The sequence below is a fragment of the Halorubrum sp. CGM5_25_10-8B genome, assembly GCF_005435095.1.
Lineage (GTDB): Archaea > Halobacteriota > Halobacteria > Halobacteriales > Haloferacaceae > Halorubrum > Halorubrum ezzemoulense.
The window spans coordinates 81,581-101,607 of sequence record NZ_SGTY01000010.1; the positions used below are offsets into that span (position 1 = coordinate 81,581).

At 70.3% G+C, this 20,027-nt stretch carries 24 protein-coding genes, 1 tRNA gene and 1 pseudogene; 16 read left to right on the forward strand and 10 right to left on the reverse strand.

What is annotated here, in order from left to right; all coding sequences use genetic code 11:
* Positions 1-145 precede the first annotated feature (145 nt).
* The 4 genes from EXE51_RS11100 (at position 146) to EXE51_RS11115 (ending at position 3,555) form a co-directional block, all read left to right on the forward strand.
* Complete coding sequence (locus tag EXE51_RS11100; protein WP_049932789.1) at positions 146-1,066, forward strand: NAD(P)/FAD-dependent oxidoreductase; 921 nt, start codon at positions 146-148, stop codon at positions 1,064-1,066.
* A gap of 133 nt (positions 1,067-1,199) precedes the next feature.
* Positions 1,200-1,442: a FeoA domain-containing protein gene (locus tag EXE51_RS11105; protein ID WP_094520927.1), complete on the forward strand. Its 243-nt coding sequence runs from the start codon at positions 1,200-1,202 to the stop codon at positions 1,440-1,442.
* Positions 1,439-3,340 (forward strand): ferrous iron transport protein B, encoded by a 1,902-nt coding sequence (gene feoB, locus EXE51_RS11110; RefSeq protein ID WP_137692674.1) that lies wholly within the window; start codon positions 1,439-1,441, stop codon positions 3,338-3,340. The genes EXE51_RS11105 and feoB overlap by 4 nt, the downstream gene beginning before the upstream one ends.
* On the forward strand, positions 3,337-3,555 hold the full coding sequence (locus tag EXE51_RS11115) for a hypothetical protein (protein ID WP_049932794.1): 219 nt from the start codon (positions 3,337-3,339) through the stop codon (positions 3,553-3,555). The genes feoB and EXE51_RS11115 overlap by 4 nt, the downstream gene beginning before the upstream one ends.
* A 104-nt stretch (positions 3,556-3,659) precedes the next feature.
* On the opposite strand, the gene EXE51_RS11120 is transcribed toward EXE51_RS11115, so the two are convergent.
* Complete coding sequence (locus tag EXE51_RS11120; protein WP_049932795.1) at positions 3,660-3,839, reverse strand: hypothetical protein; 180 nt, start codon at positions 3,837-3,839, stop codon at positions 3,660-3,662.
* 225 nt (positions 3,840-4,064) lie between these two features.
* On the opposite strand from EXE51_RS11120, the gene EXE51_RS11125 reads away from it, so the two are divergent.
* The 3 genes from EXE51_RS11125 to EXE51_RS11135 are packed head-to-tail and all read left to right on the forward strand — an operon-like array spanning position 4,065 to position 6,733.
* Entirely contained in the window at positions 4,065-5,489 is a 1,425-nt protein-coding gene (locus tag EXE51_RS11125) for a cytochrome ubiquinol oxidase subunit I (RefSeq protein WP_086216403.1), read from the forward strand.
* The gene (locus EXE51_RS11130) at positions 5,482-6,486 is read left to right on the forward strand and encodes a cytochrome d ubiquinol oxidase subunit II (RefSeq protein WP_137692675.1); all 1,005 of its coding nucleotides are present in this window, start codon (positions 5,482-5,484) and stop codon (positions 6,484-6,486) included. The genes EXE51_RS11125 and EXE51_RS11130 overlap by 8 nt, the downstream gene beginning before the upstream one ends.
* Before the next feature lies 1 nt (position 6,487).
* Positions 6,488-6,733: a hypothetical protein gene (locus EXE51_RS11135; protein WP_049932798.1), complete on the forward strand. Its 246-nt coding sequence runs from the start codon at positions 6,488-6,490 to the stop codon at positions 6,731-6,733.
* Between the two features lie 22 nt (positions 6,734-6,755).
* Here EXE51_RS11135 and EXE51_RS11140 read toward each other — a convergent pair whose 3' ends face one another.
* Positions 6,756-6,995: a hypothetical protein gene (locus EXE51_RS11140; protein ID WP_049932799.1), complete on the reverse strand. Its 240-nt coding sequence runs from the start codon at positions 6,993-6,995 to the stop codon at positions 6,756-6,758.
* A gap of 139 nt (positions 6,996-7,134) precedes the next feature.
* On the opposite strand from EXE51_RS11140, the gene EXE51_RS11145 reads away from it, so the two are divergent.
* Genes EXE51_RS11145 through EXE51_RS11155 form a run of 3 tightly spaced genes read left to right on the forward strand, consistent with a single transcriptional unit; the run spans position 7,135 to position 9,348 of the window.
* Entirely contained in the window at positions 7,135-7,854 is a 720-nt protein-coding gene (locus EXE51_RS11145; protein WP_049932800.1) for a helix-turn-helix domain-containing protein, read from the forward strand.
* Positions 7,851-8,717: an NOP5/NOP56 family protein gene (locus tag EXE51_RS11150; protein WP_241990625.1), complete on the forward strand. Its 867-nt coding sequence runs from the start codon at positions 7,851-7,853 to the stop codon at positions 8,715-8,717. The genes EXE51_RS11145 and EXE51_RS11150 overlap by 4 nt, the downstream gene beginning before the upstream one ends.
* Complete coding sequence (locus EXE51_RS11155; protein ID WP_049932809.1) at positions 8,710-9,348, forward strand: fibrillarin-like rRNA/tRNA 2'-O-methyltransferase; 639 nt, start codon at positions 8,710-8,712, stop codon at positions 9,346-9,348. Before EXE51_RS11150 ends, EXE51_RS11155 begins: the two co-directional genes overlap by 8 nt.
* Here EXE51_RS11155 and EXE51_RS11160 read toward each other — a convergent pair.
* The 3 genes and pseudogenes from EXE51_RS11160 to EXE51_RS11170 all read right to left on the reverse strand — a co-directional run bounded on the left by EXE51_RS11160 (position 9,349) and on the right by EXE51_RS11170 (position 10,405).
* Positions 9,349-9,543, reverse strand: a pseudogene (locus EXE51_RS11160) (helix-turn-helix transcriptional regulator). It abuts the gene before it with no gap.
* Complete coding sequence (locus EXE51_RS11165; RefSeq protein WP_137692676.1) at positions 9,540-9,956, reverse strand: DUF2178 domain-containing protein; 417 nt, start codon at positions 9,954-9,956, stop codon at positions 9,540-9,542. Before EXE51_RS11165 ends, EXE51_RS11160 begins: the two are co-directional and overlap by 4 nt.
* Positions 9,957-10,096: 140 nt before the next feature.
* Entirely contained in the window at positions 10,097-10,405 is a 309-nt protein-coding gene (locus EXE51_RS11170; RefSeq protein WP_049932812.1) for a cyclin, read from the reverse strand.
* Between the two features lie 159 nt (positions 10,406-10,564).
* Here EXE51_RS11170 and nth point away from each other — a divergent pair, with 159 nt between their 5' ends.
* From nth to EXE51_RS11185, 3 genes are all read left to right on the forward strand, one after another.
* The gene (nth, locus tag EXE51_RS11175) at positions 10,565-11,266 is read left to right on the forward strand and encodes an endonuclease III (RefSeq protein ID WP_137692677.1); all 702 of its coding nucleotides are present in this window, start codon (positions 10,565-10,567) and stop codon (positions 11,264-11,266) included.
* A 148-nt stretch (positions 11,267-11,414) separates the two neighbouring features.
* The gene (locus EXE51_RS11180) at positions 11,415-12,134 is read left to right on the forward strand and encodes an SDR family NAD(P)-dependent oxidoreductase (RefSeq protein ID WP_099288858.1); all 720 of its coding nucleotides are present in this window, start codon (positions 11,415-11,417) and stop codon (positions 12,132-12,134) included.
* Between the two features lie 85 nt (positions 12,135-12,219).
* Positions 12,220-12,304 (forward strand) — tRNA-Leu (locus EXE51_RS11185).
* Positions 12,305-12,477: 173 nt separating this feature from the next.
* Here EXE51_RS11185 and EXE51_RS11190 read toward each other — a convergent pair.
* Both EXE51_RS11190 and EXE51_RS11195 read right to left on the reverse strand, forming a co-directional pair.
* Complete coding sequence (locus EXE51_RS11190) at positions 12,478-13,380, reverse strand: hypothetical protein (protein WP_137692678.1); 903 nt, start codon at positions 13,378-13,380, stop codon at positions 12,478-12,480.
* A gap of 83 nt (positions 13,381-13,463) precedes the next feature.
* On the reverse strand, positions 13,464-14,408 hold the full coding sequence (locus tag EXE51_RS11195) for a DMT family transporter (protein ID WP_089307851.1): 945 nt from the start codon (positions 14,406-14,408) through the stop codon (positions 13,464-13,466).
* A 210-nt stretch (positions 14,409-14,618) separates the two neighbouring features.
* Here EXE51_RS11195 and EXE51_RS11200 point away from each other — a divergent pair, with 210 nt between their 5' ends.
* Positions 14,619-15,413 carry a winged helix-turn-helix domain-containing protein gene (locus EXE51_RS11200; RefSeq protein ID WP_086216633.1) on the forward strand — a complete coding sequence of 265 codons (795 nt, stop codon included), beginning with the start codon at positions 14,619-14,621 and terminating at the stop codon, positions 15,411-15,413.
* A gap of 115 nt (positions 15,414-15,528) precedes the next feature.
* A complete protein-coding gene (locus tag EXE51_RS11205; RefSeq protein WP_049932818.1) occupies positions 15,529-15,864 on the forward strand; it encodes a hypothetical protein in 336 nt (111 codons plus the stop codon).
* A 17-nt stretch (positions 15,865-15,881) separates the two neighbouring features.
* Here EXE51_RS11205 and EXE51_RS11210 read toward each other — a convergent pair whose 3' ends face one another.
* The 3 genes from EXE51_RS11210 to EXE51_RS11220 form a co-directional block, all read right to left on the reverse strand.
* On the reverse strand, positions 15,882-16,904 hold the full coding sequence (locus EXE51_RS11210) for an NADP-dependent oxidoreductase (protein ID WP_094579915.1): 1,023 nt from the start codon (positions 16,902-16,904) through the stop codon (positions 15,882-15,884).
* Positions 16,905-17,051: 147 nt separating this feature from the next.
* Positions 17,052-18,212, reverse strand: a complete 1,161-nt coding sequence (locus EXE51_RS11215) for a CapA family protein (protein ID WP_094579916.1) — start codon at positions 18,210-18,212, stop codon at positions 17,052-17,054.
* Positions 18,213-18,292: 80 nt separating this feature from the next.
* The gene (locus EXE51_RS11220) at positions 18,293-18,493 is read right to left on the reverse strand and encodes a hypothetical protein (protein WP_049932821.1); all 201 of its coding nucleotides are present in this window, start codon (positions 18,491-18,493) and stop codon (positions 18,293-18,295) included.
* A 190-nt stretch (positions 18,494-18,683) separates the two neighbouring features.
* Here EXE51_RS11220 and EXE51_RS11225 point away from each other — a divergent pair, with 190 nt between their 5' ends.
* Entirely contained in the window at positions 18,684-19,793 is a 1,110-nt protein-coding gene (locus EXE51_RS11225) for a GTP-binding protein (protein WP_049932822.1), read from the forward strand.
* Positions 19,794-20,027 lie beyond the last annotated feature (234 nt).

Sequence of the window (20,027 nt, forward strand, 5' to 3'; positions counted from 1 at the left end):
TATTTCGCGGCGATCGATACGCTTCCAACCCGGCTATAGCCACAGGAGCGCGTTTCGGTCGATATCGCGGAGGGGACGCCGACCACTCCGAGTGAATCAGCGGGCGGAATTAATAAGTTAGTATAGCACATACTACGCAATACAGATGTCAGGGATCGCGATCGTCGGCGGGGGACCGACCGGACTGAACGCCGCCATCTACACCGCTCGGGCGGACAGGCGAACGCTCGTGTTCGACGACGGGGGCGGGACCACCCGTGACGTGGACACGATGGAGAACGTCTACGGGTTCCCGGACGGGGTCACGGGCCCGGAGCTCGTCGATCTGGGGCGAGAGCACGCGCGGAAGTACGACGCCGAGATCGTCGAGGAGGAGGTCGTTCGGATCGAGCCGGACGGCGACCGGTACCGCGTCGAGACGACCGTCGACGAGTACGTCGTCGACGGGGTTATCATCGCGACGGGCGCGGACTACGAACGGCCGGCCATCGCGGGCGTCGAGGCGTACGAGGGCCACGGCGTCTCCTACTGCGTCGAATGCGACGCGTACTTTTACCGCGACAGTCCCGTCGCTGTCGTCGGCGACGACAACTACGCCGCGACCGAGGCGTTGATGCTGCTCGACTACACCGACGACGTCCGGATCCTCACCAACGGGTCGGCGTTCGAGGCGGACGACGGCTTGCGGGACCGGGTCGCCGACGCGGGGATCCCGGTGGTCACCGACGACCTCGATCGGCTCGCCGGCGAGGAGGTCCTCGAAGCCGTCGTCACCCGAGAGGGCGACGAGATCCCGGTCGACGGGCTGTTCGTCGCGCTGGGCACCGCCGGCGGCACCGACCTCGCGGAGATGCTCGGCGTCCCCGTCGAGGGAGACGACATCGTCACCGACGAGGCGCAGTCGACGCCGGTGGACCGGGTGTACGCCGCGGGCGACGTTACCGGCGGCCACCAACAGATCGCGACCTCCGTCGGAGAGGGAGCCCGAGCGGCCATCAACCTGCTCGAGGAGCTCCGCGGGGCGGACTACATCGATTACAAGAAGCTGGACTCGCAGCCGGCCTGACCGGCCCGACCGCTGACGCGCGCGAAGCGCGAAGGCGGCGCGCGGGTCCGGGCTCGCGGGTCCAGAGCGGTTTATATAAGACTCCATAATGTGCCGTGCCGCACAACACGCCCGTCGTTTTAGGTAGGCCTAAATGGTGGTCGCGCTGGCCGACATCCCGTCGGGCGAGTGGGTGGAACTGGTCGACGTGCCGGACGGCGAGCGCCGCGCTCGGTTACTGCGGCTCGGCCTGCTGGACGGCCGCGTCGAGTGTCGCCGCCGGATCCGCAACGGTCCGGTCGTCGTCAGGCGTCGCGGGACGGAGGTGGCGCTCGGCCGGTCGCTGGCCCGGGAGATAACCGTCGAGCGAGCGGCCCCCGACGACGCACCGCGATGACGGCGAGCGGGGACGCGGACCGCGGGCCCACATCCGGCGACGCCGAGGCGTCCGCGGCGCTGGTCGGCGCGCCCAACGCGGGCAAGAGCGTGCTGTTCGGACGGCTCACGGCCGAGTACGCCGACGTCTCGAACTACCCCGGCACCACGGTCGAGACGACCGCGGCGACCCTCGGGTCGACCCGCCTGATCGATACGCCCGGGGTCCACGGGATATCGTCGTTCTCTGAGGAGGAGCGGGCCACGAGGGCGGTCGTCTTGGAGGCGGACGCGGTCGTGAACGTTGTCGACGCCACGCGGCTCGACCGTGACCTGTTCGTGACGCTACAGCTGTTGGACATGGGCGTGCCGACCGTCGTCGCGCTGAACATGATGGACGAGGTCGAGGCCGACGGCGTCGAGATCGACGTCGACGCGCTGGAGGCGACCCTCGGCGTCCCCGTCGTCCCGACCGTCGCCGTCACCGGCGCCGGCGTCGACGAGTTGCGCGATCGGCTCCCGGAAGCGACCGCCCCCGAGTCGACGCCCGTCGACGCGTACTACGACGCGCTCCCCGACGGGATCGAGGCCGGGCGGGCGGAGAAGACACTCCTCGTCGAGGGCGACGAACCGACGGCTCGCCGCGTCGGTGCCGGCGGCCTCGCGGCCGACGGGGGCGACGCGCCGCTCGCCGGCCTCGGAGAGCGGGAGGCGGTGTATCGCGAGCGCCGGACGCGCGTCCGGTCGGTCGTCGAGGCGGTCGAACGGGGTCCCGCTCTCGGACGGAGTCGCGGGGGACGGCTCGGAGACCTGTTGCTGCGGCCGGTGACGGGGATCCCGATCGCGCTCGCGCTCCTCCTCGCGGTGTTCTACGTCATGGGGGTGCTCGTCGCGCAGCGCGTCGTCGGCTACGCGGAGACCGTGGTCTTCGGGCGATACTACACGCCGGCGGTCGAGGCGGCCGTCGCGGACCTGCTCCCGGCGCGCGGGTGGGCCGCGCCCGTCGAGTTCCTGCTCGTCAACGATAACCTAGGGCTGCTGACGGTCACCGTTCGGTACACCCTCGGGGTCCTGCTCCCGCTCGTGGTCGCGTTCTACCTCGTGATCGGGACGCTCGAAGACGCCGGCGTCCTGCCGCGACTCGCCGTGGTGACGGACAGAGGGCTCGACAGGATCGGGCTCAACGGCCGCGCGGTCGTCCCGCTGATCGTCGGCGTGGGATGCGTGACGATGGCGGTCGTCTCCACCCGAATGGTCGGGTCGCGCCGGGAGCGGCTCATCACGACGGCGCTGCTGGGCCTCGCGATCCCCTGCTCGGCGCAGATCGGCGTCGTCGCGGGGTTGCTCGCGGAACTCGGGGTCGTCTGGTGGGGCGGCTACGTGGCGGTGCTACTCGGGGTCCTCGGGGCCGCCGGCGTCGTTCTCGACCGGACGCTCCCCGGCCGACAGGACGCGCTGATCGAGCAGCTCCCGCGGCTACGCCTCCCCCGCCCGACGAACGTCGCCCGGAAGACGGCGAACCGGACCGCCGCGTTCCTCGGGGAGGCGGCCCCGCTGTTCGGGGTCACCGCGGCGGCGGCGTCGACGCTCGAGTACCTCGGCGCGCTCGACGCGATAGTCGGCGCGCTCCGGCCGCTGACCGCGGCGCTGGGCTTACCCGCGTCGTTCGGCGAGGTGCTCGTGTTGGGACTGATCCGCCGCGACTTCGCCGCCGCAGGGATGACGGGCCTGACGCTGTCGGCGTCACAGACCTTCGTCGGACTGGTCGTCGTCACCCTGTTCGTCCCGTGTATCCTCACGATGGCGATGATCCTCAGGGAGCGCGACGCGCGGAGCGCGCTCCTCGTGTGGGTCGGCTCTTGGGTCACGGCGTTCGCCGTCGGCGGCGGCGTCGCGGCCGCCTTGGAGGTGATCGCGTGATCTGTCCCCGCTGCGAGTACGAGTTCGATCCGGCGAACGGGCTCTCGTGTCCGCGCTGCGGCGCGCCCGCGTCATGTTCGGGCGTCTCCTGCGCCGAGTGCGGCGCGTGTTCGTCGCCCTTCGAGCGACTCCGCCGACGGCTCGCGGAGCGACTCGCAGGCGAGCCCCGTCGCGACCAGGACTCCTCCGGGGACGACCCCGCGAGCGAGTCCTGACGAACGCCGGTGCGAGACGGCGCGGGTCGCGGTCGGGCGCTCTGAGAAGCCCCCGTCGCTCGCGCCGGACGCTCGGCCGGGCCGTCGCGGAGCGGGCGTCCGGGTCAGCCGACCGACTCCCAGTTCCGGTACAGCGCCACGCCGAACGCGAGGACGATCCCGCCGACCCCGACCTGCCGGCCGACCGTCCCGAAGTCGCCGTCGAGGCCGGCGACGACCGCTCTGACGGTCATCACCACCGTGACGAGCGCGACGAGCGCCAGCACGGCGTGCCGTGTTTCCATGCGTGAACGCAGTCGCCTCGCCACCCAAAACGATGGCTTGGCGCAGGACAACGTCGGACCAGCGGGCGAGCCGCCGCGTCGCCGCCGAGAGGGCGGCGGCGGGCGCTCCGCGGCCGGTTGTCCTGTGCCAACTCCGGGGTTATGGACGAGGAATGCGCAGTGTTACGCGAGGAGACCGCCGCGTCGCGCGCCGGAGTGAACTTTCCAACCCGGACCCACCACGACATGATCGATCCAGTACTCGCAAGCCGATTCCAGTTCGCCCTGACGACGATCGTCCACATCATCTTCCCGGTGATGAGCATGGGACTGGCCCCGTTCCTGATATACTTCACCTGGAAGGACGTGCGGGGCGGCGACCCGGTGTACGAACAGCTGCGTCGCTTCTGGACGAAGATATTCGCCGTCTCGTTCGTCGTCGGGACGGTCACCGGGATCGTCTTAGAGTTCGAGTTCGGGACCAACTTCGCGGCGTTCTCGACGACCGCCGGCGAGCTGTTCGGCGGCCCGCTCGCCGTCGAGGGGATGATGGCGTTCATGCTGGAGGCGACGTTCCTCGGCGTCTTCGTGTTCGGTCGCGAGCGCGTCTCCGACCGGTTGTACCTGGTGTCCAGCCTCGCCGTCGGGGTCGGCACGTGGCTGTCCGCCGTCTGGATCCTCATCGCGAACTCGTGGATGCAGATGCCGCGCGGCTACGAGCTCGTGACCGAGAACGGGCAGGAGGTAGTCCACCTCGTCGACCCGCTCGCGGCGTACCTGACCCCCCGGTTCGGCTACATGTACGTCCACATGCAAAACGCCGCCGTCGAGTCGGTGGCGCTGTTCATGGCGGGCGTCTCCGCGTACTTCGTCTACCGACACCACGTCTGGGGACACCAGACGGAGAACATCGCCTTCTGGCAGAAGACGCTCAAGATCGCGCTGGTCGCGCTGCTGATCACGGCCCCGCTACAGGTGCTTCAGGGCGACCTGTACGCGCGGCACGTCTACGAGACGCAGCCGCAGAAGTTCGCCGCCATGGAGGCGGTCTGGGACACCGAGGCGTACGTCCCGGAGTACATCTTCGCGATCCCGACGGACCTGAGCCAGTTCACGGACCCCCGCGCGAAGGAGCTGTTCGGTCTCGGCATCCCGGGCGGGGCGTCGTGGCTCGCCAGCGGGGGCGACGCGACCGCGGAGATCCGCGGACTGAACACGTTCGAGACGGAGGCGCCGCCGGTCGCCGTCGTGTTCTGGTCGTTCCGCGCGATGGTCGGGATGGGCTTCTGGTTCATCCTGCTCGCGTTCTGGGGCGGCTACCGGTGGTACACGGGCGAGCTGTTCGAGGACGGGCTGCTCCACAAGGCGCTGATGGCGTCCAGCCTGCTCGGCATCGTCGCGGTCGAGCTCGGGTGGGTCGTCACCGAGGTCGGCCGTCAGCCCTGGGTGATCCAGGGCGTGTTGAAGACGAGCGAGGGGGTCTCTCCCGGTCTCACCGGGACGGAAGCGATGGTCACGCTCGCCGGGTTCGTCGGCGTCTACGCCGGCATCCTCGCGCTGTACACGTACGTCGTCGCGCGGGTGATCCGTGATGGGCCCCCGAGCGTGCGCGAGCTGCGGTCCACCGCCGAGCGCGACGCCGCGCCGGGGGAGGTGCCCGGCGATGACTAGCGCCGTCGACGCGCTCGCGGCGGGCCCGGTGCTCGGCCTGCCGCTCCCGGAGCTGTGGTTCGCGCTCGTGTTCGCGATCCTCGGAACGTTCCTGTTCCTCGACGGCTTCGACTTCGGCGCCGGCGCGATCTTCGCGACGCTTCGCGAAGACGAGGCGCGCGAGGCGGTGCTGTCGGCGATCGGGCCGTTCTGGGACGGGAACGAGGTGTGGCTCGTCGTCTTCGGCGGCGCGCTGTTCGCCGCCTTCCCGTCGGTGTACGCGGGGCTGTTCAGCAGACACTACCTGCTGATGTTCGGCATCCTCGGCGCCCTCATCCTCCGGGGACTGGCGCCGGAGATGTACGAACAGCGCCACGACGCGCGGTGGCAGCGGTGGTGGGGGCGGTCGTTCGTCGCCGGCAGCGTCCTCGCGCCGTTCCTCCTCGGCGCGTTCGCGGGGAACTGGCTCGCCGGGAGCCCCCGGTCGCTCACGCTCGTCGGCGTCGTCACCGGGATCGCCGTCACGGCGCTGACCGTCGTTTCCGGCGCCGCGTTCCTCCGCCTGAAGGCCCGAGACGCGCTCCCCGAGACGGTGACTGAGATCGGCGTCGGGGCCGTCGCGGCGTACCTCTTCGCGGTCGTCGCGACCCTCGGCGCCCTGGCGACTCGGCTCCCCGCCGGCGTCGACGCGCTGCTATCGCCCCCGGTGCTCGCGCTGGTCACCGCCTCCGTCGGGCTCGGCGTCGGCTACGGCGTCGCGCTTCGACGCGGGGCGGACCTCGCCGCGCTCGCGGCGGCCGCGGGACTGACGTACGGGCTGACCGCGGTCGTCGCGGTCCTCATGTACCCGCGCATCGACCCGGCGACCGGGGCGACGGTCGGGGAGGCCGTCGTCTCGACGCTGCCGCTGAACCTCATGTCGATCGGCGCGGCCCTGCTGTTGCCGCTGGTCGCCGTGTACTTCGCCGTCCTGTACTCGGCGTTCAGCGGCCCGATCACGGCCGAGGAGGCGTACTGAGATGAGCGACGGCTCGGAGGCGCACGCGCCGACCCGGCGGTCGTCGGTCGGAACGCTGCTGCTCTCGCGCGTGCTCATCACGTGGGCGGAGCTCCTCGTCGTCGGGTTCGGCGGGGCGGTCGCGGGCGGCGCCGCGTCCGGCCCGCCGCAGCTCGTCGTCTACTTCGCGACGGTCCTCGCCGCGGTCGCCGTGTTCATGTTCAACGTCGACCGGCTCGTCGCCGCCCGCATGCGAGAGGCGACGTGACCGGAGTGCGCCGCGCCGAGCGTCAGTCCGACCGACGGCTCGACCGCCTGAACGGACCGACGCCGTGGCGCTTGGCGACGATGCCGAACAGCAGCGCGGCGCTGGGGAGGAAGAGCAGCGCGCCCAGCGCGGTGACGGTGTCGTCGTGGGTCAGTCCGAGGGCGAATCCCCCGATCCCGGCGGCGAGCGCGAGGAGGGCCGGGATGAGGAGACGGCTCCGGAGCGCGGTCGGCGTCTCGCGACCCGAGGGTGAAAGCTCCATACGAGACAACGTAAGTGCGTCGGGCCCATATCACACGCGTTGTCGAGGGACAACTTCCCGCCGGGACGCGGCCCGACGCCGGCGAGGTCACCGTCACCGCCGCGAACCGAGACCGCACGACCGGACCAGTCACCGCCAGATGTACGACTTCAGCTTCGAGATAACGTACGAGCCCGGCGCCGACGAGTACGTCGACCTGTTCATCGACCGCGGCTCCCTCCAGTCGGAGGCGACCTACTCGTGTCTGGACCCCACGGAGCTGTGGAAGCTCGAGTCGGTGACCGGCGACGCGGCCGACCTCGACGCCGTGGACGAGCTGCTCTTAGACGAGTCGGTCGACCGCGAGTCGATCAGCGGCCGGGCGTGTCGCTCGGCCCGCGCGACGAGCCTGTTGACCGAAGAGCAGCGGCGGCGGGTGGCGTACACGTACGTCTCTGACGTGGACTACTGCGAGTCCGTCCCGCTCATCACGGCGAAGTACGTCGACGGGGGCGTCCTCTTCGAGCAGACGCTGTCCGGCGACACGGTCCGCTGGCGCGTGCTGGTCCAGGACGACTCGAAGATCGGAATGTTGTACGACACGCTGTCCGCGAAGCTCGGCGACGGGCTGTCGTTCTCCTTCGAACACCTGACCGAGGTCGACCACTGGGAGAGCGAGCTGCTCTCCCGGCCCGACGTGCCGGCCGAGCAGCGCGAGACCCTGTTGCTCGCCGTCGAACGCGGGTACTTCGAGACGCCGCGAGACGTGACGCTCGACGAGCTCGCGGCGGAGCTCGACGAGCCGCGCTCGACGGTGTCGTACCGGCTTCGACGCGCGACCGCGGAGCTGGCGAAACGGTTCGCCGACCAACAGTCATGACCGCAGAAACCCCACCCGACGACGATCAGCGGAAGCCCACAAGCGCGTCGCTAGCGGGGCGGTACCCGACGGACGTGCTCGTCAGCCCCGACTGGCCCGTACGCGCCGTCGAGTCCGGGTTCGCGGCCGGCGCCGACGAGTACTACGACCGGCTCAAGGCCGCGGCGACGCGCGCGACCCGCGAGGCGGTCCGCGAGCGGGAGCGCGCCGACGACGCGCAGCTGATCCACGCGGTCCGGGCCATGGACGACGCCGAGCGCACCGCGAACGAGCTCGCCGAGCGCGCCGTCGAGTGGGCGGGGAGCCTCTTCGACGAGGTCGAGCCGGGGATCGAGGGAGCGCGAGCGGTCGCGGCGCGCGAACCCGAGAGCGAAGTCGAGCGGCGGGCCGTCTCGCTCGCGGCGCGCGCCGCCGAACTCGACGACGAGCGGGCCGAGCTCGCGGAGACGATCGGTCGGACTGCGCCCGCCGTCGCCCCAAACCTCTCCGAGATGGCCGGCCCGGAGCTGGCCGCGCGGCTGATCGCGCTCGCCGGCGGGTTAGAGTCGCTCGCGAAGAAGCCGTCCGGCACGGTCCAGGTCCTCGGCGCCGAGGACGCGCTGTTCGCGCACCTCTCGGGGCGGGCGCCGTCCCCGAAGCACGGGATCATCTACACGCACGAGTACGTCCGCGGCACCCGACCCGCTGACCGCGGCTCGGCCGCGCGGGCACTCGCCGGGAAGCTGACGCTCGCGGCGCGCGCCGACCACTACGCCGGAGAGCGGCGGTCGCAGCTCCACGCCGACCTCCGCGAGCGGATGGCGACGATCCGAGCGCGGGCGGACACCGACGAGCCGGATGCCGCGGAGGCCGGCGATGAGTGAGCCGACCCTCCCCGACGGCGTCGAACGGCGTGAGATAGCCGGCGAGGAGCGGTTGGCGACCCGCGGCGAGCCGGTGTACGGCGAGCCGACCGCCGACGGCTGGCGCGCGTGGGACCCAGAACGGTCGAAGCTCGGGGGGATGCTCGAACTCGGGCTGGAGACCGGCCTGACTGGCGGCGAGACCGTCCTCTACCTCGGCGCCGCGAGCGGCACCACGGTGAGCCACGTCGCCGACTTCGCGGGCCCCACCTACGCGGTCGAGTTCGCGCCGCGCCCGGCGCGGGACCTGCTCGACGCCGCCGCGCCGCGCGACCGACTGTTCCCGCTGCTCAAGGACGCGCGGAAGCCGGAGACGTACGCGCACGTCGTCGAGCGCGACGTCGACGCCGTCGTTCAGGACGTGGCCACGCGCGGGCAGGCCGAGGTGGCCGCCCGCAACGCTCGGTTCCTCGCCGACGACGGGCGGCTGCTGCTCGCGATCAAGGCGCGCAGCGAGGACGTGACCGCGGCGCCGGAGGCGGTGTTCGAGGGGGCGCTCGACCGGCTCCGGGAGGCGTACGAGATCGTCGAGACGCGGCGGCTCGACCGGTTCCACGAGGACCACCTCGGCGTCGTGGCGACGCCGAAGTGATCAGTCGTCCGGCTCGAAGACATCCTCGATCCGGCAGTCGAAGTGATCCGCGAGCGCGAACGCCAGCTCCAGCGACGGGTCGTAGCGCTCGCGTTCGATCGCGTTGATCGTCTGGCGGGTGACCCCGACGGCGGCGGCGAGGTCGGCCTAGCTCTCGTCGGTCTCGGTGCGTTTGTCAGGAATGTCGTTTCTCATGTGCGCCGCTTGTAGTAGAGGTGGGACGCGCCGAACACGACGAAGACCCCGAAGAGGGTCCAGGTCGCGCCGTAGAACTCGCCCGGGAGCGTGACGAGGCCGCTCTCCTGTAATGCGAGTCCGCCGGGCGTCCCGAGGACGAAGACGTATGCGAAGACGTTCATCGTTGTCTGGCTGGCCTTGCGGCTGATGGTGCCGTCGCGCTCGTCGTACAGTTCGACGGGGCTGAACCGCTGGACGAGCCCCATGCCGAGGCCGCCGGCCCAATACAGGGCCACGCCGAGGACGAAGCGGTCGACCGCAATACCGATCCACAGGGCGAGGATACCGGCGCCGAGCAGACCGTACCCGACGCGTTTGTAGCGTTTCCGTGAGGAGGGCCGAGTCGCCGCGGAGGTCGTGTGTTCGCTCATGGGTGGAGGTAAAGCGAGCGGGCGTCGGTGTAAAGCTCGCTTTACAGTAACGGGGACTTTACGTTAGAAAATAAATCTGTCGCTGGCGATCAGTCCGCAGACATTCCGCGACAGCGACGTCAGGAGTGCTTTTTGAGGGGTCACCACGACGGCGGCGAGAAGCCGGCGTCTTCGAGGATCGGCTTCCACCGCTTTTGAACCGAGAGCCGCGAGACGTCCATCGCGTCGGCGACGGCGGACTGCGAGCGCTCCTCGCCGCGGATCAGACTGGCGGCGTAGAGGCTGGCGGCGGCCGCGACGCGCTTCCCCCGGTCGTCGTCGGGCGCTCGCGAGAGGAAGAGGTCGACCGCGGTCGAGCGCGTCTCCGCGTCCAAATCGAGCGAGTCGCACGCCTCCTCGACCAGTTCGATCCACGCTTCGTTGTCGACTCGGTCGCTCGCCCGGTACACGCCCCGGGGTAGTCGAGCGAGGAACATAAACGGCCGCGGTCACCGCACCGGTACCGGCGCCGCTCCGCGGAGCCGACGGCGATCGCGTGCCCCGGACCGGGGGCGGCCACTCCCGAGCGCGGCCGCCGCCCTGAAGTCGCCCGCACACGTAGCGCGCGTATGTCGACGCAGACGTGGGACGAGATGCGGGTCCGAGCGCTCCACGACGACCTCGTGGCGCTGTACGAGCCGGTCGACCGAGTCGCCGAACACGGCGCGGACCCCACCGCCGAGCCGGGCGAGGGCGTCCGACAGCTGGTGACGACGATCCTCTCGCAGAACGTCGCCGACGAGAACACGCGGCGCGCGTCGGAGGCGCTGTTCGACCGGTACGACGACTTCGCGGCGATCGAGGCCGCCGACCACGAGGAGCTGCGGGAAACGATCCGCGTCGCGGGCCTCCCGGACCAGAAGGCCGCGCGCATACAGCGCGCGCTGACCGCGATCCGCGAGGAGACAGGCGGGGCGTACTCGCTGGCGTTCCTCGACGCGCTGCCGACCGAGGAGGCGAAGGCGTGGCTCACCGAGATCAAGGGCGTCGGGCCGAAGACCGCCAGCGTCGTGTTGAACTTCCACTTCGGGAAGCCGACGATGGCGGTCGACACCCACGTCGAGCGCGTCTCGAAGCGGTTCGGGCTCGTCCCGGAGTCGGCGTCGAACGAGCGCGCCCACGACGTGTTGGACAAACGCGTTCCCGACGAGCTGATCTACCCGCTCCACGTCCTCCTGATCCGGCACGGCCGGGCACACTGCTCGGCCCGCAACGCCGACTGCGACAACCCCGTCTGCGAGGCGTACTGCGACTGCGAGTTCTGCGAGTGAGGCCGCGGTCCGCCCCGCCGTCGCTTGGCCGCGTCGCGTCGGTAGCCGCGTCGACGCGATAGCTGGCCCCCGCGGCGTCCCGCGGACGCCGGACGCTGCCCGCGGTGCGCGAGACAAACCATTAGCGGCTCCCGGACGAAGCGTGTGTATGACACGCACGACCGTCGTCGCGGGAGTCGGTCCGGGGCTGGGATCCTCCGTGGCCCGCCGGTTCGCCGCCGACGGCGACGATGTCGCGCTGTTCGCTAGGTCGAGCGACTACCTCTCGTCGACCGCCGACGAGATTCAGGCGGAGACGCCCGGCAGTACCCTCCCGGTCGAGACGGACATCGCCGACCCGACGGCGGTCGCATCGGCATTCGAAACCGTTCGAGACGCCTTCTCGCCGGTCGACCGCTTGGTGTTCACCAGCGGGTCCCCGTCCGCCGGCGGCGGGATCGTAGACGTGGATCCGGCCGGGTTCCGCGACGTGATCGACACGCGTCTGCGCGGCGCGTTCCGGTGCCTTCGCGAGGCGGTCGACGACATGGTCGACGAAGGCGGTGGAACCGTCGTCGTGACCAGCTCCGGCCAGTCTCGGCGCCCGTCCGAGGACGTCGCCTACGCGGCGGCGCGCCACGGGACCCGCGGGCTCGTTCGCTCTCTCGCCGCCGACCCGCGGCTCGGAGAGGCCGACGTACAGGCGGTTCACCTGATCGTCGACGGCTGGATCGACAAGCCGTCGCTCCGCGATCGGTATCCGGACCACGACCGTTGGATGGACCCCGACCAGATCGCCGAGCGAATCCACGATATTGCGACGACGCCGGGGACGGTCCACGCGAACGAGATCGACCTGCGACACCCGCGGGACGAGCCGTCGTTCTGACCGGTCGCCGTCTTCCCGCGGCGGTCGCATCCCTCGAACCCGTAACGACAGGTATTTTTGACGTAGCCGGTCTACGAGTTATCGCGCGCGGGTTGCCGAGCCAGGCCAAAGGCGTAGCGCTTAGGACGCTATCCCGTAGGGGTCCGCCGGTTCGAATCCGGTCCCGCGCATTCGTCTCCGAGCACTTCGCGAGGAGACGTATCGCTCCGAAAATTCGAAGCAGGGAACGAAGAGAAGCGGAGTGACTGAGGTTCGAATCCGGTCCCGCGCATTCGTCTCCGAGCACTCCGCGAGGAGAGCAGTCCGACGTAGTTTTACTTGATACCGAGCGAAGCGGCGGCGCTCACCACACGCTTCCCCGATACAAGAACTGGAGGTGGTCGGCCGTCTCGGGCGGGACCCCCATCTCAACGAACATTTCTCGGAAGGCGGCGCGGACGGCGTCTTCCTCGAACGTCCGGGTTGCGCGCGTCTGCGCGTCGACCGCCACGCCGCCGTGGTAGTCAACGTGAACGCGGTAGGTGTAGCCGTCGACCTCGCGCGTCACGGTCGCGCGGGAGAGGACGAACTCGGCGCTGCCGAGCCGCTCGTCGCCAGCGTGATAGACGCGCTCGTGCCAGCCCGACCCGGGCGTGGAGGTCGCATTGACGGTCGTCGCGCGCGCCGTCAGGTCGTCGTAGGCGGTCCGGAAGGCGACCGGCTCGTCGACCTCGACGCTCGGCGTGCTCGCGCCGGGCTCGGTCGGGTCGCCCGTGCTGACCGCCGTTTCGATCTCCTCGACGTACGCCGCGGCGGTCGCCTCGTCCATCTCGAACAGCAGCGCGAGCCGGTCGACGAGCCACTCCTCGGGCGGCAGGTCGTCGACGGTGAGGTCGCCGTCGGCGTCGTCCGGGAACAGCGTCACGACGGTGATCCCCTCCTCGGCGTGGAACGTCGCCCACAGTCGGGCCGCCGACGCGTGGTCGTACGTGACTCTGAACGCCTTGTACTCCGGGCCGAGGTCGGCGTCGAGGTCGTCGATCCCGGTCGGGTGGAACCCGCTCGATCCGACGCGTTCGACCGCGTAGCCGGCCGCGTCGGCTCGCTCCAGCGTATCCTCGTAAGCGAGGTCGGGGACGGTCACGCCGTCCGAGGTGTACGACGCCACGTCGGACCCGACCAGCACCCCGGCGAAGACCGCGTACGCGGCGGCGACCGCGACGACGGTCCCGACGACGGCGACGGCGACCGGTCGCAATTTGTTCACACTACTGATACGTTCCGCGAGGAGATAGCTGTACCGTCGTTTCCGGTGAACCGCTATCGCCGTTTACAACGGTCCGCCGCCGCTCACAGCGGGCCGTCGTCGACGAATCGCGCCGGGACCAGCTGACGGAGGAGCCGCGACGGGCCCGCGGAGAGCCCGCTAACGAGGAGGAAGCCGGCGAAGATGACGCCGAATCCGACGAGCGACCGCACCGAGAGCGTCTCGCCGAGCAGCGCCCAGCCACCCACCGCGGAGACGACGGGGACGAAGTAGAACAGGAGATTCGCGCGCGTCGCGTCGGTCTCGTCGATCAGCGCGAAGTACGCGAGGTACGCGATCGCCCCGGAGAAGACGCCGACGTACAGCAGCGCCGCGATCGCGACGGGCGGCACCGACAGCCCGGAGACGGACTCCCCGGCGCCGATGCTTAGCGCGTGCGAGAGGGCGGCCGCCAGAGGGACTCCCCAGACGGTGCGGGCAGTGCTTGACAGCGTCGCGTCGGCCCGGCGGATCAGCACGGCGCCGAGCGCGCTCGTCACGGCGGCCGCGAAGAGCAGCGGGACGCCGAGGCCGCCGGCGAGCAGCGCCGAAGGGTCGGGATCGGCGACGAGGGCGACGCCGAACAGTCCGAGGCCCATCCCGACGAACCCGCGGACCGAGAGGCCGTCCTCGCCGAGCAGGACCGCGGCGAACACCGGCGTCAGGATCGGATTCAGGCTGAAGACGACGGCGGCCACGCCGCTCGTCACGTACTGTTGTCCGACGAACAGCAGGGCGTTCGTCAGCCCGATGACGAGCACGCCCGTCGCGACGATACCGGCGACGTCGCCGACGGTTCGGGGGCGCAGTTCCGCCCGCGAGAGTCGCGTCGCTGCGAACGCCGCGAGGACGACTGCGCCGATGTCGAACCGGACGGCGACGAAGAACAGCGGCGGGAGGTGTGCCAACCCGGCCTTCGCCGCGACGAAGGTGCCACCGAAGAGGAGGGCCGAGACGAAGAGCAGGGCGCCGGTGCGTCTGGTGAACACGTTACTGCGACACCCGCGTTAAATTGTCGAACGAACGATCGGATTGGAACGAGCTTCTCGGCACAAACAGATGTAACAGTCGGAGACCTATAACGAAATCCGGAAAATATTCCACGACGGGAAACGCACAACACGTCGTGCCGATCGCTCACGGCGTGAAACCTCAACGGTGAGCGAAGCCGGTTTATTCCGGTGGACGCTTGATCGCGTATGGAGGCCCCGCTCGAGGAGATCGAGTTCCTCGCCCGCTCGACGAACCGCGTCGAGGTGTTACAGCTGTTGGCGTCGGCGCCGCAGACGCGGGCGGACCTCGCGACCGCCACGGGGGCGTCGCAAGCGACCCTCGGTCGGATCCTCGAGGACTTCGCCGACCGGTCGTGGGTCAGCCGCGACGGTGAAGAGTACGTCGCCACCGCGACCGGGGAGTTGGTGGCCGAGGGCGTCGAAGAGCTCGTCGCCCTCCTCGAGACGGAGGCCAAACTGCGGGACGTGGTCGCGTACCTGCCGACGGCCGAACTCGGGTTCGACCTCCGCCGTCTCGCCGACGCGACCGTGACCGTTCCGACGCGGACGCGACCGAGCGCGCCGCTCCAGCGCGTCCTCGACGCGATGGCGGGGGCGACGACGCTGCGCGCGTTCTCACACACGCTCAACGAACAGAGCCTCGCGACGGCCCGGGACCGGGTGGCCGCGGGCGAGCAGACGTTCGAGGCGGTGCTCTCGGCCGGCGCCATCGAGGCGCTCGCGGCAGACGACGTCCTCTGGAGGCGGCTTCGAACGCTGGCGGAGAGCGACGACGCGGAGATCCGCGTCCGTCGCGAGGAGGTCCCCGTCGCGGTCACCGTCGCCGATGACACCGTGTACCTGCTCGTCCGCGACGACGGGGGCATCCTCCGGGCGTCCCTCCACACCGACGATCCGGCGGTGCGCGAGTGGGCGGACCAGGCTTTCTCGGGGTACTGGAAGGCGTCCGACCCCTTCGACCCGACGGCGTTCGAGGAGTGAGTCCACGGATCCGGACGGCCGCGGCCCCGTCGCGGTTTGGGAGACGGGTCACGCGTCGACACCGTCGGTCCGACCCGGCAAAACCCACTTGTCCGCGGTACGCGTACCAGCGGTAATGGCCCCTCACGACGCGGAGTTGGCGATCGAGACGTGGCGGTTCCGGGACCGAGCGCTGCCGCGCGTGCCGCCGTCGGGGTGGGGGACGACCGACCGCCTCCGCGAGGCGGTGTGTCGCGCCGTGGCGTGTTCGGTCGACGGCGTCGAGCGCGTCGAACCGTTCTCGGGACCGGCGACCGAGCGCGAGCGCTTCGACGCGACCGTGACCGCGGACTCGATAGACCACGACCTCGTGCGCCTCGTGACGCCGGCGTCGGAGAGCGACGGAGAACAGAAGGAGTTCAGCGAATCGACGGAGCAGTTCGACCTGGACGAGGCCCTCGACCGGCTCTGACGGCCTCGGTGCGGTCGCTACTCGTCGTCCGGCGACGACACCCGCACGACCTGCTTGCCGATGTTGTCGCCGGAGAACAGTCCGAGGAACGCGTCCGGGGCGTTCCCCAGCCCGTCCACGACGCTCTCGCGGTGTTCGAGGTCGCCGCTCGCGACCCAGCGGGCGAGTCGCTCGCTCGCCTCGCCGAACCGCGTCGCGAAGTCGCCGACGAGCAGTCCCTCGACCTTCGCTCGCACCGGGATCAGCTGCGGGAGCTTCCGTGGTCCGGTCGGGACCGACTCGTCGTTGTAATGGGCGATCTGCCCGCAGACCGCGACCCGCGCGTCGATGTTCAGTCTCGTGAACACCGCGTCGGTGATCGGTCCGCCGACGTTGTCGAAGTAGACGTCGACCCCGTCGGGCGCAGCCTCGTCGAGCGCGGCGCGGTAGTCGTCCGTCGTCTTATAGTTGATCGCGGCGTCGAAGCCCAAGTCGTCGGTGAGCCACGCGGTCTTCTCGTTGCTGCCGGCGAACCCGACCACGCGGCAGCCGTTGCGCTTCGCGATCTGTCCGACGACCGAGCCGACCGCGCCCGCCGCGCCGGAGACGACGACCGTGTCGCCGGGCTTCGGCTCGCCGACTTCGAGGAGGCCGAAGTAGGCGGTCCGCCCGGGCATGCCGAGGACGCCGAGGTACGCCTCGGGGTCGGCGATCGCCGGGTCGACCGGGGCGACGTCGTCGGCGTCGAGCGTCGCGTAGTCGGCCCAGCGCCCCTCGCCCGTCACGAGGTCGCCCGCCTCGTACGCGTCGCTCTCGCTCTCGACCACCTCGCCGACGACGCCGCCTCTGAGCGCGTCGCCCACGTCCCACGGCTCGGCATACGACTCGGCGTCGCGCATCCGGCCGCGCATGTACGGGTCGACCGAGAGGTACCGGATGCGGACGAGCAGTTCGCCCGGTGCGGGCGAGGGAACGTCCGTCTCGCGCAGTTCGAAGCTGTCCTGATCGGGCTCGCCGGTCGGCCGCTCGGCGAGAAGCCACTCGCGGTTGGTGTTCGTCACGGCTCCCATTGGGGTATCGGACCGAATAGGGTTTGGACCCCAGCAGCCGTCGTGGGGATCCGGAAGCCGTCGGAGGCGCGGCGATTGGCGGTCCGGTGATGTAGCGGTCCGGGGGTGTAGCGGTCCAGCGGTCCGGAGAGGGGCCGGCTACCCGTCGCCCAGCGGGATCCGCAGGCGGCCGTCGGGCAGTTCGCCGCCGAGCCCCTCGACCGCGGTCCCGAACGCCGCGGAGCGCTCGGCGACCGTCTCTCGGACCCACTCGGCGACCTCGTCGTCCGCCAGCGCCGCGGCCTCGTCGGCGATTTTGGTCGGGACGACGTCGAGGGCGACGAGGTCCCCGTCGTGGACGACGAGTTCGAAGAGCGCGCTCCGCTTGTTGTACACCCCCTCCCGGTCGCGGTAGCTGACGTAGTCGTCGACGAAGTCGCCGGCGTCGTAGACGATCGGAGACCCATCGTGTACCTCGACGCCCTGGAGGACGTGCGCGCTGTGGCCGTGGACGACGTCGACGCCGAGTTCGACGAGCCAGCGCCCGAATCGCTCGTGGACCGCGCGCGGTTCGGTCTCCCAGTTCGCGCCCCAGTGGAGCGAGGCGACGACGAGGTCCGGGTCCGCCTCGGCGACGCGGTCGAGTGCGTCGCCGACGAGGGCGCGCGTCTCGCGCACGCTGGGGTCGAGCCGCGCGAACGCCGTACCCGGGTCGGCGTCGGTCGCCGCGAACGCCGCGGACTGGTCGGTGAGGCCGAACGCGGCCACGGTGAGGTCGCCCGCCTCGAACGTCGCTGGGGCGAGCGCCCCGGCGGCGTTTTCGCCGGCGCCCGCACGGGCGATTCCGGCGTCGGCGAGGTGCCGCCGAGTGTCGCGGAGGGCCGGCTCCCGGTAGTCGAGGACGTGGTTGTTGGCGAGCGAGACGAACGACGCCCCCGCCGCCTCCAGCGTGGGCACCGCGAACGACGGCGGCGACCGGAAGTAGTACGTCTTGTCCGGCCAGCGGTCGCCGTGGTCGGAAACGCAACACTCCAAGTTGCCGACGAGCGCGTCGAGGTCGCGGAGCCGCGGGAGCGTCGACCCCCAAACCGCCGTCGGATCGTCGGCATCCGCCCAGCGGTCGGCGACGCTCCGTCCGAGCATCAGGTCGCCGACGAGGCCGATTCGGGCGGCGGTTCCGTTTCCGGCGTCGCCGTCGGTGCCGCCCGCGTCGGCTCCGCCGCGGTCGTCAGCGTTCGCGGGCGAGGAGCCCCCCGCACAGCCGGCGACCGCGCTGACTCCGGCGACGCCGGAGGCGAGGACCGTCCGACGGGTGACCATCGTCCGGGGTCTCGGAGAGCGGCGACTTCAACGCTCCGGACGGGGCAGAAGGAGGGGAGAGGGGCGTCGTCGGGAGCGCGTCACGCGACGGCGACGCCGTTGCGCGTGAGGTAGTCGCTCGCGGCCTTGATTTCGACCGGGCTGCCGATGATCCGGTACCGTTCCGCCGTCTCGACGACGGTGACCGTGAACCGGTCTTCGAGGCACTCCCGGTGGCCGTCGAGCGCGTGGCGCGGGAGGACGATCTGCGTACTGTCGCGGAGGCTCGACGGATCTGGCATTCGGCGTGCCGAGTGATTATTCGTCGTCGATATAACCGTGTCGAAGTATCGGCGCGCCAACCACTCGTTCGGCGGCGACGCCCCCGTTCGCGGACCGCTGTCGGGCGATTCGATTCGCGGCGGCGACCCGACGACGGCCCGGCGATCCGAAGGAACACCTTTAACGAGCCGAGCGGCCGAGAGACGGGTAATGGGACTGGAGGAGGAAATCGAAGACCTCCGCGAGGAGATCGCCAACACGCCCTACAACAAGGCCACGGAGGCCCACATCGGGCGCCTGAAGGCGAAGCTCGCGGAGAAAAAGGAGAAGCTGGAGAACCAGTCCTCCGCCGGCGGCGGCCACGGCTACGCGGTCGAGAAGCACGGCGACGCCACGGTGGCCTTGGTCGGGTTCCCGAGCGTCGGCAAGTCGACCCTCATCAACGCCCTCACCAACGCCGACAGCGAGGTCGGCTCCTACGAGTTCACGACCCTCGACGTCAATCCGGGCATGCTGCAGTACCGCGGCGCGAACATCCAGATCCTCGACGTGCCGGGGCTGATCGAGGGCGCGGCGGGCGGCCGCGGCGGCGGGAAGGAGGTCCTCTCGGTCGTCCGGACCGCGGACCTGGTCGTGTTCATGCTCTCGGTCTTCGAGATCGAGCAGTACGACCGCCTGCGCGAGGAGCTGTACGCGACGAACATCCGCCTCGACACCGACCCGCCGAACATCAACATCCGGAAGACCCACAAGGACGGGCTCGGCGTGACGATGAGCGACGACGTGAGCCTCGACGAGGAGACGATCAAGCAGGTCCTCCGCGAGTACGGCTACGTCAACGCGAAGGTCACCATCCCCCACGACCTCACGATCGACGAGCTCGTCGACGCCGTGATGGACAACCGCGAGTACCTCCCCTCGATGGTCACCGTCAACAAGGCGGACCTCATCGAAAAGAGCTACCTGCCGACCGTGAAGGAGGAACTCCGCGACCGCGACCTCGACCCCGACGACGTGCTCTTCATCTCGGCCGAGAAGGAGCTCGGCCTCGACGGGCTCAAAGAGCGGCTCTGGGAGGAACTCGGGGTTATTCGGATTTATATGGACAAGCCGGGGCGCGGCGTGGACTACGAGGAGCCGCTCATCCTCTTCGAGGGCGACACCGTCGGCGACGCCTGTACGAAGCTGGGCGGCGAACTCGACGAGCGGTTCAAGTTCGCGCGCGTCTCGGGCGAGAGCGCCAAGCACGATGACCAGCAGGTCGGGAAGAGCCACGAGCTGGCGGACGAGGACGTGCTGCGGATAGTCGCGCGGAAGTAGATTTTCGACCTGACGGCAGCAGTAAAGCCGCTTGAAGTTCCAACCTTCGTGAGACACGGCCAGCGAGTCGACGGGGACTGCCGCCAAAGCCCCAGCCGCGTCGGCCGGCCGCCGCTTCGCTCCGGCCGCCCGACACCAGCGAGGGACCGTCGGTCCCTCTGGCAGCCGGCGCGTAGCGCCGGCGACCTCGCACGCGCTCCTCGCGCCCCATTGGCGCTCGGAGGCGCGCGCCAC